Genomic DNA, 13,779 nt, shown 5'->3' on the forward strand with positions numbered 1-13,779 from the left:
TTGGCCTACTGCCCACGCAGGTCTTCGAAAAAGGCCTGCCTGCCATCCACCTGGCTGGACGCCCGCGGGGCAGCGGCCGCATCACCATTGGCGGCCTCGACATGCCAATAGCAGTGCTGCACTGCGCGCGTCACCGCCACGTAGGCCAGGCGTTGCACTTCGTCCTTCTGCGCCGTATCGAACGGCTGGGCGTCACCGGCCTTGCCCAGACCGGCCTGGCGATACACCTGGTTCTTGTAAGGCGAGCTGGTCAGGTAATGGCAGTCGCCCAACATGAACACCGCATCGGCCTGCAAGCCCTTGGCACTGTGGTAAGTCAGCTGTCGCAGCCGGCGCTGCTCGGCCGGCAATGCGGCCTCGGCGTGCAGCACGCTTTGCAGGTGCTCGCTCATCAAGGCCCTGTCACTGCCCTTGCGGTACAGCATCATGACCGTCTCGCCCCGTTGGTAGTGCTCGATCAGCGTCTCGCCCAGGGCAGCCTCGTCACGGTCGAACACCTTGACCGGCGAGCAGGGCAAGCCGGCTGCCGGGCCGCTGGCGCGGGCTTTCTTGCCGGCAATTGCCGGGGTCCCTTTGACCAGGTGCTCAGCCGCGTCGATCACCTGCTGCTGGCAGCGGTAGTTGTCGACCAGCATCACCCGCGTGCTGGCCGGTGACGGGAAGGCTTTGCTGAACTCCATGAAATACTTGGGCGAACTGCCACGCCAGCCATAGATCGACTGCCAGTCGTCACCCACACAAAGCAGTGACGAGTGCTGTGCATGGCGCCCGGTGTGCATGGCGGGGCCACGCCGGCGGATTTCTGCAAGGCTGGCACGCAACCAGCTGACGATCTGCGGCGACACGTCCTGGAACTCATCGATCATCAGGTGAGCCAAAGGCCGCAACAACGGGTCGGGCAGCAGTTGAAGGTTTTCCGGGTTGTTCTCGCCGAACAGGGCGAACATGCGGTTGTAGCTCATCACCGGCGGCGACTGGTCCAGCAGGTGTGCCTCCAGTGCCTTCCAGTACAGCGCCAGGGCCTCGAAGAACAAGGCATCGCTGTCGCCGGAAGGAAAGCTCATTGCCGCCACCGCGTTGTTCACGTCCAGGCCAAGGTTCTCGATGAAGTTGGCCGCACCGACAAAGGCATCCAGCAACGGCGCCGGGGCCAGTTCACCCTTGACCTTGTACTCGAACCCGGGGCCGGCCACAGCATCGCCAGCCAGCGAAGCCGCCAGGCGCCGGGCCATGGCGTAGTTGTCGAGCCAGATCAGCGGCCGATCACAAAAGGCCTGCAACAGCGTGCGCTTGACCGCCCACTCGGCACGCACTGCCAGCTTGGCCCCGGGGCGCTGGTACTGCGCGCTCTCGGCAGGGTCGAAGCCCAGCACGACCAGAGGCCCTTGGCCAGCCAGGCGGCCATGCACATGGAAGCGGCTGCCCCGGATATCCACGGTTTCGCGGCAAGGCTCTATGCCCTTGATCGGCCAGGCGCCGGCGGCGAACCACAGGTCTTCGATCACGTCGCACAGTTCTTCGTCGCGCTGGGCCGCCAATTGGGTCACCTGTGCACGCTTCTGTACGTCGGGGTTGTTCGGGTCCAGTGGTTTCAGCTGCAAGGCTTCGCTGCGCAACAGGCCTACCAGCTCGGCAAAACGCGGGCTCTCGCCCAGCAAGCCGCTGTAGCACTGGTTAAGTTGCTGGCGCTGGGCATCGTTAAGGCGCAGGTCGAACGGGTTACTGTCAGCCTCGGCTTCGCGCCCGGCAGGCATCTCGTTGCCCAAGGTTTCGAATGCGCGTACCTGGCCGAAACCCGGCAGGCTGCGCACCAGCGGCAGGATGCGTGAATGGAAGGTACGCACCAGCTCGCGCGCCTGTGCCGGCTGCAGGTTGATCTGCCACAGGGCGAACACCTGCAGCAGGCGCTTGATGAAGTCCTTGCGCGACTCGCGGGTGAACGTGACCACGGTCATCGCGTCCAGTTCGTAACCCAGATAATGGCGCAGCAGCAGAATGCGTAACACCAGCGACGTGGACTTGCCTGCCCCGGCGCCGGCCACTACACAGGTAGACGGGGTGTCACTGAAGATCAGCTTCCACTGCGCGGCGCTGGGCTGCGCCTCGGCGGGCAGGCGCTGGGCGACATCGGCCTTGAAGCGTTTCTTCAGCTCGGCCGTCAGCGGCAGGCGCCAGTCGTCGAACAGGTTGTCGTCCCGGCCGGGTACCGCAGCGGTGTCAGGGCGCGAATCGCGAATCACCAGTACCTGGCGCCCAGCCTCATAGCCCTCCAGCCGACCGCGCTCGAACCCCTCACGCACACCGTCGGCATGCCCAGTGCGCTGGCCCGTGGCGTGGCCCAGGAACCAGGAGTCACGATGCTGGGCTTGCAGGCGGGTCAGGCCACGCCCCAGCAGGCGGGCGGCCAGGCGGCGAAACCAGGGCAGTTGTGCAGGCGGCGTAAGGTCGGCGGGGGCCTGGGGTTGCTCGTGGGCCACGGTCACTCCGTTGAAAAACAAAAACAGCCGGCATGTTCGCCGCATCGACGGAAAATCGCCAGCGAATGCTTGCAGATCAGTGGATTAGGCGATGAAGCGAGTCAAACATTGCAAAAACAATATCGACCAATATGATTGTTTTGAGCCGATATTTACGCTTATTTTCGATGTTTCTTTAGCGCATCATGGCGTCATTCCACTGATTCAAGGAGCACGACCATGCTGCAACTGCGACCCTTCGAAGGCCTTGGCCACGCCAACCACGGCTGGCTCGATGCCCATCACCATTTCTCGTTCGCCGAGTACCACGACGCGCAGCGCATGCACTGGGGCAACCTGCGTGTATGGAACGACGACCTGATCGCGGCTGGCAGTGGCTTCCCGCCGCACCCGCACCGCGACATGGAAATCATCACCTATGTGCGTGAAGGCGCGATCAGCCATCAGGACAGCCTGGGTAACAAAGGCCGCACCGAGGCCGGTGACGTGCAGGTGATGAGTGCCGGTAGCGGCATCGTGCACAGCGAGTACAACCTGGAAGACGTCGACACGCGTATTTTCCAGATCTGGATTGTGCCTGAGCGCACGGGTGAAGCACCGCAGTGGGGTAGCCGGCCGTTCCCCAAAGGCGAGCGTGGCGAAGGCTTCGTCACCCTGGCCAGCGGCCGTGCCGGTGATGAAGACAGCCTGCAGATTCGTACCGATGCCCGACTGGTAGCTGCCACCTTGCGTGCAGGTGAAACCGCCGAGTATCGCTTTGAGGCCGCACGCCGGGGTTACCTGGTGCCGGCCAAGGGGCTGGTGGAGATCAATGGGCTGCGGGCCAAGGCGCGCGATGGTGTGGCGATCGAGCAGGAAGAAGTGCTGCGGGTCACCGCCGTCGAGGACAGCGAGATCGTGCTGGTGGATGTGGCCTGAAATCGCAGCGGACAGGGCTCCCACAGAGTCCCTGCCAGATCAATGAGTCATGTTTTGTTCAATGAGAGCGGGCTTTTGCCGCGATTGGGGCCCACAGCGCACCCGACTGTCGACAAGCCTCGCCCAATCCCGCTGAACATTGGCGCCATCGGCCACCCTGCACTAGCGTTGTGCTACCAGCCAGCCCCAACGTTCATGCGGAGCCCTCACCCATCATGCCGGACCTGCGCCCGAACCCGACGCTGTGCCTGGAGTACCGTGCCGACCAGCCGATTCATTACGCCTTCCTCGAACAGGCCGGCCGCTGCCCGGGTGCCACCGCCATCCTGGCCCGGCACACCACCTGCAACTATGCCCAACTGGCGCAGATCAGCCAGGGCATTGCCGCCTGTCTGCTGGAACAATCTGCCAGTGGCGCCGATCGTGTGGTTATCGTCGCCAGCCGGGGCGCGGGTCTGGTGTACGCCATGCTCGGCTGCCTGCGCGCCGGCCTGGCCTTCACCGTGGCCGACGCCGCCTACCCGCCCGCGCGCATCGGGCAGATCATCCGCACACTGACGCCGGCTGTGGTCTTGCGCTGTGGCGAGGCATCCGTCGACACCGACGGCCCCCTTGTCATCACGGTGCCGGAAACCACCGCCGAGGCACTGCAAGCCTTCCCTTGCCACTGCGTCGCGCTGCCCAGTGTGAGCCCCGAGCAACCGGCTTACATCACTTTCACCTCGGGCAGCACCGGTGAACCCAAGGGTATCGTTACCCATCACGCGCCCCTGGTGCATTTCATCGACTGGCATGTGCGCCAGCATGGCTTCACCCAGGCCGACACCTTCTCTCTGCTTTCCGGTCTGGGCCATGACCCGGTGTACCGCGACGTGTTCACGCCCCTGTCAATTGGCGCAACCCTCGCCTGCCCCGCCCAGTCGACCCTGACCGACCCGGCACGGCTGGCAGGCTGGATTCACCAGCACGGCGTGAGCGTGATCCACCTCACCCCGCCGCTGGGCAAGCTGATCGAAACCGGCGCACACTTGAATGGCCAGCTACTCGATCAACTGCGCTACCTGTTCTGGGGTGGCGATGCACTCAGCCCGGCGCTGTACCAGCACATCCGCGCCATTGCGCCCAATGCTGTCAATGTGAACTTCTACGGCACCACGGAAACGCCACAAGCCATGGCCTTCCATACCCTCGACCCTGATTCGGACGGTGCCCGGGTGCCCTTGGGCAAAGGCATCGCCAATGCGCAGCTGCTGGTGGTCGACTCGACCAACCAGTTGGTCAGCGCAGGCGAAACCGGTGAAATCCTGATCCGCAGCCCCTACCTGTCGCAGGGTTACTGGGGCGACCCGGCGCTGACCGAGGCCAAGTTCATCGCCAACCCGTTCACCGGCGCCGCAGGCGACCGCTGTTATCGCACCGGTGACCTGGGCACCTACCTGGCCGATGGCAGCGCCAGTTTCCTGGGGCGCGGTGACAGCCAGGTCAAAATCCGTGGCCATCGCATCGAGCTGGCGGAAATCGAGAACGCCATGACCCGTCACCCGCTCATCGGCCAATGCGTGGTGGTGGCCAACCGCGACAGTGCGTCGCCCCGGCTGGTTGCCTATTGCGTTGGGCAAAAACCCATACCCGCCGATGACCTGCGCCAGGCGCTCACACGCCAGTTGCCGGACTACATGGTGCCAGCGCTATTCGTGTTCCTCGACGCCCTGCCGCTCACCCCTAACGGCAAGGTGGACAAACGCGCCCTGCCTGCGCCATTTGACGACAGTGCCCACCCACCTTTGTCCCCTCTGGCCGAAAAACTGAGCTCGGCCTGGGCTCGCATTCTGCAGGTGCCACGCCTGGACGCCAGGTTGAGCTTTGTCGAACTGGGGGGCGACTCGTTGTCATTCGTGCAGGCCTCGCGGGTGCTGGAGGAGCTGATCGGCCACCTGCCGCAGCGCTGGGAAACGCTGCCGGTGTGCCAGCTGGCCGAGCTGAGTGCGCCCCCCAAAGGCGCGTTGCGGTCGATGGAAATGCCGGTGTTCGTGCGCATGCTCGCCATCATCCTGATCGTGGTCGGCCACCTGAGCGAGTTCGACCACTGGCTGATCGTCGGCGAAACGTCTGTGCTGTTCCTGGTGTCCGGCATCAGCCTGGCGCGGTTCCAGCTCAAGGCAATCGACGAACGCGGCGATGCCCGCACGCTGCTCAGGTCGCTGGCGGCCATTGTGGTGCCGACGCTGTTGTACACCGCGCTGATCCAGTTGGTGTTCGACCGGTTGCACTGGCAATCACTGCTGCTGGTGTCCAACTGGTTCCCGGCCAATGAGGTGAGCCTGTTCAATTACTGGTACATCGAAGTGCTGGTACAGATGATCGTGATCATCGGTATCGTGCTGTCGATCAGGCGCGTACGTCGGGTCGTCCTCGCCGACCCGTTCCGCTGCCTGATCATTGCAACCTGTGCGCTGGTGGCGCTGGATGTGCTGCTCAACCGCTTCGTGTTCGACGCCAGTGCGCTGCTCAACCGGGTACCGCAGCACTTCCTGGCGGTCATGGTGCTGGGCATGGCCGTGCACCATGCCGACACCACAGCGCGCAAGTGGGTAGCCAGCGCGGTGGCCGTGCTGGTGGTCGCCGAGCTGGATTTGATGGCGGTTGCCGGCGTTGGCTGGGAGGCTTTCTCGCGCTATGTCGATATCGCCCTGCCAGCAATCCTGGCCCTTATCTGGTTCCGCTCGGTGCCAGTGCCTGCCCTGGTCGCACGGGCAGGTGCGGTCATCGCATCGTCAACCTTGTTTATCTACCTGACGCATTTCCAGTTCCAGTCGCTGGCAGACCATGTTTTAAGGCACCCGTTGTTCGAGGTAGCCCTGGCACTCGCCGGAGGGGTGCTGGTGGGTTACTGCTGGAACACCCTGTTGCGTCTGCTGTTTGCGCGCAGGCACAAGCAGAACCAGGCGCGTGAGGCTGATTCGGCCAGGCGTGCTACCTCTGCCTGAGCTGAATTGCCGGCACGGGATCTGTGATTGCAAACCCTGAAACACTCTGCCTAAAATGCGAACAATTAACATTTGCAAGCATTTTCAGGCGGCACGGATGAGCATCCCGGATGTAGCGTTCACTTCTCAAGTCAGCCAGCTGTACCGGGCCCAGAGCAAATGGTTGCATAACTGGCTGAAACCGCGGGTGAACTGCAGCCACCTGGCAGCAGACCTGGTCCAGGATGTGTTCGTGCGTGTCATGTCTGCCGCCGACGCCGCCGTCAAGCTCGCCGCCGTACGCGAACCCAAAGGCTACCTGGCGACCATCGCTCGCCGCCTGATGATCGATCACCTGCGCCGGGTGCACCTGGAAAGGGCCTGGCTTCAGGTGCTCGCCGAGCAACCCGAAGCACTGGACATCTCACCAGAGCAACGTTTGGCCTTGCTGCAAACCTTGTTCGAACTCGACGCCATGCTGGCCTCGCTCGGGCCCAAGGTACGTGAAGCATTTCTGCTTTCGCAGATCGACGGCATGCCCTACAAGCACATCGCCATCCAGCTGGGTGTTTCCGAAGTCAGCGTGCGCCGCTACATTGCCAAGGCCGCCGAACACTGCATGATCTACAGCCTTGGCCATGGCCAGTGAGCATGAACCTGAACGCCGAGCAACTGGCCTCGCTACGCCAGGCCGCGCACTGGTTCAGCCAGCTCAACAGCGGTGAGGTGCAGGCCAGTGATTACTCGGCCTGGCAACTGTGGCTGAATGCAACGCCCGTCAATGCCTGGGCCTGGCAGCAGGCCGAGCGCCTGCAAACGCGCATGGCAGCAAGCGAAAACCCGGCATCGGCACGGGTGTTGGCGCTGGCAGCGCATGACCGCAACGCCAGCCGTCGGCGGGTGGTCAAGGCAGGCTTGCTGCTGCTGGGCGGCGGCGCGCTGGGCCTGGGGGGGTACCGCGAGGTCAAGCAGTCTGCAGTGTTGGCAGACCTGCGCACCGGGGTGGGCGAACAGCGCTCGCTGATGCTGAACAATGGCACCAAGCTGATGCTCAATACCGCCTCTGCGGTCGATGTGGATGACGCGCTCGACCCTGCGCGCTTGCGCCTGCGCCAAGGTGAAGTCATGGTCGCTGTGCCGGCGCGCCAGCACTGCAGGGTCAGCACCCGAAACGGCACGGTCGAAGCCGGCGAAAGCCGCTTTGCCCTGCGGCTGTTCGATGACGGCAGCAGCCTGGAGGTATTTGCCCGGCAGGCGCGTGTAACCCTGAGCTCGGGCCAGACCCTGCTGGTAAACAGTGGCGAGCGTTGTCGCTTCAATGAGCAAGGCTTCGCCGCGCTGGAACCCGTCCCCCTGGCCGCAGATGCCTGGGGCCGCGGCTTGCTGATTGCCAATGATCAGCGCCTCGACGCCTTCATCAGCAACCTTTCACGCTACCGCCCGGGCTGGCTGCGCTGCGCGCCAGCCGTGGCAGGGCTGCGTATCAGCGGCACCTACCGGCTCGACGATACCGACCAGATCCTGCGCGCGCTGACCACGTCGCTGCCGGTGCAGGTACAGGTGCGTACGCGTTTCTGGGTCACCATCACGGCGGCGTAAAAAAATGCTGGGCGCCTGATCACTTTGCCAGGGCTTATCCGACTCATAGGTATCCCGACTTTTACCTATCAGAGAAACGCGACGATGACCTGCCGCTTCAAACCCAGGCCTTTCACTGCGCCAGGCCTGCGCACCTGCCTGCTACTGACTGCACTGCTCGCGGGGCCTGGCGCTGCCAGCGCTGCGCAAGCCCATGACTACCACCTGCCACAGGGCGACCTTGGCGAAACGCTGACCCAGTTCGCTGCCGAGTCTGGCATCGTGCTGTCGTTCGACACCCACTGGACGCGCGGTAAACGTTCGCCTGCGCTTGAGGGGCGCTATGACGTCGACCAAGCCTTGCAGATCCTGCTCAGTGGCACCGGGTTGCAGGCCACCCGGGAAAGCGACGGGCGCTACTCGCTGCTGTTGAGCACCCAACAGGGGGATGTACTTGAGTTGGCCCCCAGCCGCGTCGATGCGCTGGGGCTGGGTAACGTCACCGAGGGTACCGGCGCCTACACCACCGGCGGTTCCACCAGCGCAACCAAACTGCCACTGACCCTGCGCGAAACGCCGCAGTCGGTCAGCGTGATCACCCGCCAGGTTATCGACGACCACGGCTCGCAAGACATCGGCGACGTGCTGCGCAACACGCCCGGGGTTTCGGTCCAGGCGTACGACAGCGAACGCATGGAGTACTCCGCACGCGGGTTTGCCATTACCAACTACCAGTACGATGGCATCAATACCATTTACGACGGCGTTTACGATGAGGGCGTGACCCACGTCGACATGGCGCCCTACGACCGCATCGAAGTGATCAAGGGTGCCACCGGCCTGATGACCGGCTCTGGCGACCCCTCAGCGACGGTCAACCTGGTGCGCAAGAAGCCCACTCAAGACTTCAAGGCGTCGATCACCGCCAGCGCGGGGTCCTGGGACAACTACCGTACCGAAGGTGATATTTCGGGTTCGCTCAACGACAGCGGTAGCGTACGTGGCCGCCTGGTGGGGGCCTACCAGGACCGCAAGTCGTACCTGGACCACTACAAGCAGAAAAAGGATGTTTACTACGGCATTCTTGAAGCCGACCTGACACCCGACACCCTGCTCACCTTCGGCATCGACAACCAGACCACGACTCCGCGTGGATCGTCGTGGACCGGTAACCCGACTTACTTTTCCGACGGCAGCCGCACCGATTTCTCGCGTTCGCACAACCCGGCGGCAGACTGGAGCCGTCGCGACTTCGAGTCAACCACGTACTTCACCTCGCTGGAGCAGGCCCTGGCCAACGACTGGAAGGTCAAGCTCAGCCTCAACCACATGATCAGCGACCATGATACGCGCCTGGCGTCTGCCAGCGGCGGCAACCCAAACCCGGCAACCGGCGAGGGCATGTTCCTGTACTGGGGGCGTTGGGAAGGTCACCGCGTGCAAAACACCGCAGACGTGAATATATCCGGCCCGTTCACCCTGTTCGGCCGTGAGAACGACCTGGTGGCAGGCTTCATGACCTCGCATTCGAAGCAGACCGGCGATACCTACGACGCCAGCGCGTTCGCCATGGTGCCCGGCTCCATCTTCGACTGGAACGGCAAACTGCCGGAGCAGAACTTCCCGAAAAACGGCGACTACACCACCACGCAAAGCCAGAATGGCGCCTATGTGGCCACCCGCCTGAGGCCGACCGACAAGCTCTCGGTCATTCTCGGCACCCGGGTCAGCACCTTCAAGTACAACGATGATCAGGACTATTACCCAACGTCTTCGTTGAGCGACACCCACGCAAGCTACAAGGAACACGGTGTGGTCACCCCCTATGCGGGCGTGGTCTATGACCTGGACGACACCTACTCGGTGTATGCCAGCTACACGTCGATCTATCAGCCGCAGGTTTACAAGGACATCAACGGCGCCACCCTCGCACCCGTCGAAGGCGACGGCTATGAAGCCGGGCTGAAGGCTGCCTGGTACGACGGCAGGCTGAACGGCACCCTGGCGTTCTTCCGCATCGAGCAAGACAACGTCGCTTCCAATATCGGCACCAACCCGGTGACCAACGAAGGCATCTACAAAGCCATCGACGGCGCCACCACCAAGGGCGTCGAACTGGAGCTGGCCGGCGAACTGGCACCCGGCTGGAACGTCACCGCCGGCTACACCTACGCCCGTACCCGCGATGCCGACGACCAACGGATTTTCGGCTTCCCACTGGCAACCACCAAGCCCGAGCACGTGGTACGGCTGTTCAATACTTACCGCCTGCCTGGCGCATTCGACCAGCTGACCGTGGGCGGTGGGCTGCGCTGGCAGAGCGGCTTCTACGGGAATATCTACAGCCCGATCGCCAACGACTATACCCGCATCAAGCAAGGCGGCTACACACTGGTGGACCTGATGGCCCGCTATCAGTACAGCGAGCACTTGAGCTTCACGGTCAATGCCAACAACGTGTTCGACAAGGTTTACCTGACCGGGCTTGGAAACTTCGATACCACGTACTACGGCGAACCACGCAACCTGATGGTCACGACCCGCTGGGACTTCTGACAGGGCGGTGAACCAGCGCCCAGCCATTGTGGGAGCGGGCTTGTCCCGCGAGGGGGACCGTGCGCTGCATGGCACCGGCTTTGCCGGTGTTCGCGGGGCAAGCCCGCTCCCACAGGACTGACAGACTAGCCTGCCTGCACGATGATCTGGCACTGCAGGTCTTAGCGTTGTCCCGCCAGTTCGGCCAGCACTTCAGCCGAGGTCGTGACGTGGCGAAAGTGATGCTGCCACAGCTGGATCCCCAGCTTGGCCGACCGGTCCAGTGAAGACCCAACCGTCATGTCCGTCACCAGGGTGGGCGTCAGCCCCGCATCGAACAGGGCAAAGCCGGCGGCCAGCACACAGGTTTCGGTCTGCAGCCCACACACCAGCACGCGCTCCACACCCAGTTGCCTGATGTACTCGATGGCTTCGGCGCTTTGCCCGTAGCCATGCTTGACGAACACCTGGTCGGCTTCGACCAGGCTTTCGTCCTCGGCAGCCGGGTGCCAGCCGAGCTGCCGTTCGAACGGCGTGACCTGTTCGTCGTGCAACTCGACCGAGGCAACGGTAGGGATGTTCGCTGACAACCGTCGCAAGCCATCGACCAGCCACTCGGGCGGGCTGAAGGTGGACTGGACATCGACGATGAGCAAAACCTGGCGCATAGCGTTCTCCCGCCATTGGCAAAATGGCGCGGAGTATACCGCGTGGCGCGGGGGCTTGATCACCAGTCGTAGGTCAGCTCTACCGACGCAACCCGCTCCTGTCCGTAATAGCAGCCAAACGCGTAGTTGCAGTCAGAAACGTACTCGCGATCGAAAATATTCTGAACATTCACGCTGGCCTGCAGGCCACGCAGGCTTGGGTCGAGCTTGGCCAGGTCGTAGCTGACGGTAGCGTCATACACGGCGTAGGCCGGTACTTCGAAGGTATTGGCCGAGTTACCCTGTTTGCGGCCGGTATAACGTGCCCCGGCGCCAAAGGTCAGGCCATTGAGGGTGGCCTGGGTGAAGTGGTAATCCACCCACAATGTGGCAGACACCGGGGCCTGCGCCTCATTGCGGTTGCCCTGGTCGCCATAGGTGCTTTTGGTATAGAACGAGTCGATGTAGGTGGCCGCGGCCAGTACATCGACATTCTCGATGCTGGATTTGAGCTCCAGCTCCACACCACGGGAGCGCACCTCGCCATTTTGCGTCTGGTACTGCGGGTACTCGGTATCGCCGGTCAGCATGTTCTTCTGTTTCACCTGGAACACCGACGCCGTGAACAAGGTCCCGTCGACAGGCTGATACTTCAGCCCCACCTCGTATTGCTCGCCTTCGCTTGGCTCGAACGCCTTGCCACCGCGCTCGGGCGCTGCCGTGCCCACGGTTGGCAAGAACGACTGCGAATAGCTGACATACGGCGCCAGGCCAAACTCGGTGACATAGGTAAGGCCGATGCGCCCGGTGAACTTGCTGTCGCGTTGGGAGGCAATGCTGTGCGCCAGCAGATCCTTGTTGTCGACTTCCGCCCAGTCCTGGCGCCCGCCTACCGTCAGGATCCAGTTATCCAGCTTGATCTGGTCCTGCACGTAGACCCCGGTCTGGCGCAGTGTATTGTCCCAACGGGTATCCAGCACCGGCGTTACGTTGCTGGTGGGGTAGTTGTTCTTGCCATACAGGTCGACCGGCAACACGTTGTAGGCGTTGTAACCATCGTACTTGCGCGAGAAGTGACGGTAGTCCGCGCCGGCCAGCAAGGTGTGCCGCAGTGCGCCCGTGTCAAAGGTGTACTCCAGGTTGTTATCGAGGGTGTAGGCGATGTTGTGCTGACGCCAGTCAAGCTTGACCCGGTTGGCGCGGGTGTAGTCGACCACATCACCTTCTGTCACGAAGCTGCGCAGGTAAAAGCCTTTGTAGCGGTCTCGTACGTCGGTGTAGCGCGCGGTAGATCTGAATGCCAGCTCGTCATTGAAACGGTGGCTGAAGTCATAGCCGAAGATGTACTGGTTGCGCTTGTAATCGTTGTACCGCGAGTCCCCCGAAAAGAAGTCGCGGTCGATATGCTGGCCTGTCGGGCCACGCTTGAGCGAGCCGATCATCGGCAACGTCTGATAATCGGGCAGGCCATCATCACGCTGCACTTGGGCGAGCAGCGTCAGGGACGTGTCTTCGTTTGGCGCCCAGGTCAGGCTCGGCGCCAGCAACAAGCGCTCGCTATGCGAGTGAGCGACCATTTCGTTGCCTTTGTCGGCAACCCCGACCAGGCGATAGGTAAAGACCTTCTGCTCGTCCAGCGGGCCGCTGGTATCGAAGGCGCCGTTGACCCGGTTGTAGCTGCCAGCGCCAAGCTTCACCTGGCTACGCGGCTCGCGGGTGGGGCGCTTGGAAACCATGTTGATCAACCCACCCGGCTGGTTCTGCCCGTACAGCACCGAAGATGGGCCTTTGAGTACTTCGATACGCTCCAGCGTGTAGGGGTCGATCTGGGGTGCACCCCCGAGGCTACCGGCGTACGGCAGGTATGCGCCGTCCAGGTACAGCGGGGTCGGAGCAAACCCGCGGCTGGTGATTTCGTCAGCAATGCTGTTGCGATCGGTAAAGCCGCCGGTGGCCAGGCCCGGGGTGTAGCGCAGCGCCTGGGTCAGGTTGCGCGCGCCCTGGGCTTGTACCTGGTCGGCGGTGATCACGTTGATGGCCTGAGGGATCTCCAGGATGGGCGTGTCAGTCTTGGTCCCGGTGGCACTGCGGCTGGCAACGTAGCCATTCACGGGCCCATAGGCGGACTCCGCAGCCGCACCGGTGACGCTGGTGGTATCAAGCTGCAGGGTCGAATCGTCACCGACCATGGGCAGCAGCGAGTAGCTGCCATTGGCCTGCTTCAACACCTGCAACCGGTTACCCGCCAGCAACTGGCGCAGGCCGGCATCGGAGCTGTAGCGGCCATGCAGGCCGGGCGACTTCAGTGCCTGCACCGATGACGGCTCGAAGGACACCGTCACTCCCGCAGCCGAAGCAAATTGCGTAAGCGCCGTGGCCAGGGGGCCGGCGGCAATATCGAACGAAGTTTCAGCCTGGCTTTGGGCAATGGCAGGGCTGGCCACCATCAGCGTTGCCAATGGCGTCGCCAGCACCACACTGAACATTGCGCGATTCACGGCACGCGCCAGTCTGGTTTTGGTCGAGTTGATCAAGAGGATGCGGTTGCAATCGTTGACAGCGAGCATGCGGTTTCCTTTCGCCCTGCGGCAGTGTTTTCATTGCGCTTGGTGCGCGTCTACCTACAAGTCGAACGAGAACGACAATCGATAACCCCCC

8 protein-coding genes are annotated in these 13,779 nt (G+C 62.9%); 5 read left to right on the top strand and 3 right to left on the bottom strand.

Features of this window, described 5'->3' with window-relative positions:
• Positions 1-5 precede the first annotated feature (5 nt).
• The gene (locus tag ACK1VC_RS14895) at positions 6-2,522 is read right to left on the bottom strand and encodes a UvrD-helicase domain-containing protein (RefSeq protein ID WP_060516365.1); all 2,517 of its coding nucleotides are present in this window, start codon (positions 2,520-2,522) and stop codon (positions 6-8) included.
• 174 nt (positions 2,523-2,696) lie between these two features.
• On the opposite strand from ACK1VC_RS14895, the gene ACK1VC_RS14900 reads away from it, so the two are divergent.
• The 5 genes from ACK1VC_RS14900 to ACK1VC_RS14920 all read left to right on the top strand — a co-directional run bounded on the left by ACK1VC_RS14900 (position 2,697) and on the right by ACK1VC_RS14920 (position 10,495).
• Positions 2,697-3,395: a pirin family protein gene (locus ACK1VC_RS14900; protein ID WP_016486065.1), complete on the top strand. Its 699-nt coding sequence runs from the start codon at positions 2,697-2,699 to the stop codon at positions 3,393-3,395.
• A 215-nt stretch (positions 3,396-3,610) separates the two neighbouring features.
• Complete coding sequence (locus ACK1VC_RS14905) at positions 3,611-6,382, top strand: amino acid adenylation domain-containing protein (RefSeq protein ID WP_191087498.1); 2,772 nt, start codon at positions 3,611-3,613, stop codon at positions 6,380-6,382.
• A gap of 97 nt (positions 6,383-6,479) precedes the next feature.
• On the top strand, positions 6,480-7,010 hold the full coding sequence (locus ACK1VC_RS14910; protein WP_023047927.1) for a sigma-70 family RNA polymerase sigma factor: 531 nt from the start codon (positions 6,480-6,482) through the stop codon (positions 7,008-7,010).
• 2 nt (positions 7,011-7,012) lie between these two features.
• On the top strand, positions 7,013-7,960 hold the full coding sequence (locus tag ACK1VC_RS14915; protein ID WP_016486061.1) for a FecR domain-containing protein: 948 nt from the start codon (positions 7,013-7,015) through the stop codon (positions 7,958-7,960).
• Positions 7,961-8,044: 84 nt separating this feature from the next.
• Entirely contained in the window at positions 8,045-10,495 is a 2,451-nt protein-coding gene (locus ACK1VC_RS14920) for a TonB-dependent siderophore receptor (protein ID WP_096425904.1), read from the top strand.
• Between the two features lie 161 nt (positions 10,496-10,656).
• On the opposite strand, the gene ACK1VC_RS14925 is transcribed toward ACK1VC_RS14920, so the two are convergent.
• Entirely contained in the window at positions 10,657-11,142 is a 486-nt protein-coding gene (locus ACK1VC_RS14925; RefSeq protein ID WP_016486059.1) for an isochorismatase family protein, read from the bottom strand.
• Positions 11,143-11,201: 59 nt separating this feature from the next.
• Positions 11,202-13,688 carry a TonB-dependent siderophore receptor gene (locus tag ACK1VC_RS14930; RefSeq protein WP_191087497.1) on the bottom strand — a complete coding sequence of 829 codons (2,487 nt, stop codon included), beginning with the start codon at positions 13,686-13,688 and terminating at the stop codon, positions 11,202-11,204.
• Positions 13,689-13,779 lie beyond the last annotated feature (91 nt).

This window comes from Pseudomonas sp. XP2 (genome assembly GCF_053557975.1).

Bases quoted from the DNA above. Each gene is read 5' to 3' on its own strand.
- ACK1VC_RS14895 (WP_060516365.1), bottom strand. From the start codon at position 2,522: ATGCGGCGAACATGCCGGCTGTTTTTGTTTTTCAACGGAGTGACCGTG.
- ACK1VC_RS14900 (WP_016486065.1), top strand. From the start codon at position 2,697: ATGCTGCAACTGCGACCCTTCGAAGGCCTTGGCCACGCCAACCACGGC.
- ACK1VC_RS14905 (WP_191087498.1), top strand. From the start codon at position 3,611: ATGCCGGACCTGCGCCCGAACCCGACGCTGTGCCTGGAGTACCGTGCC.
- ACK1VC_RS14910 (WP_023047927.1), top strand. From the start codon at position 6,480: ATGAGCATCCCGGATGTAGCGTTCACTTCTCAAGTCAGCCAGCTGTAC.
- ACK1VC_RS14915 (WP_016486061.1), top strand. From the start codon at position 7,013: ATGAACCTGAACGCCGAGCAACTGGCCTCGCTACGCCAGGCCGCGCAC.
- ACK1VC_RS14920 (WP_096425904.1), top strand. From the start codon at position 8,045: ATGACCTGCCGCTTCAAACCCAGGCCTTTCACTGCGCCAGGCCTGCGC.
- ACK1VC_RS14925 (WP_016486059.1), bottom strand. From the start codon at position 11,142: ATGCGCCAGGTTTTGCTCATCGTCGATGTCCAGTCCACCTTCAGCCCG.
- ACK1VC_RS14930 (WP_191087497.1), bottom strand. From the start codon at position 13,688: ATGCTCGCTGTCAACGATTGCAACCGCATCCTCTTGATCAACTCGACC.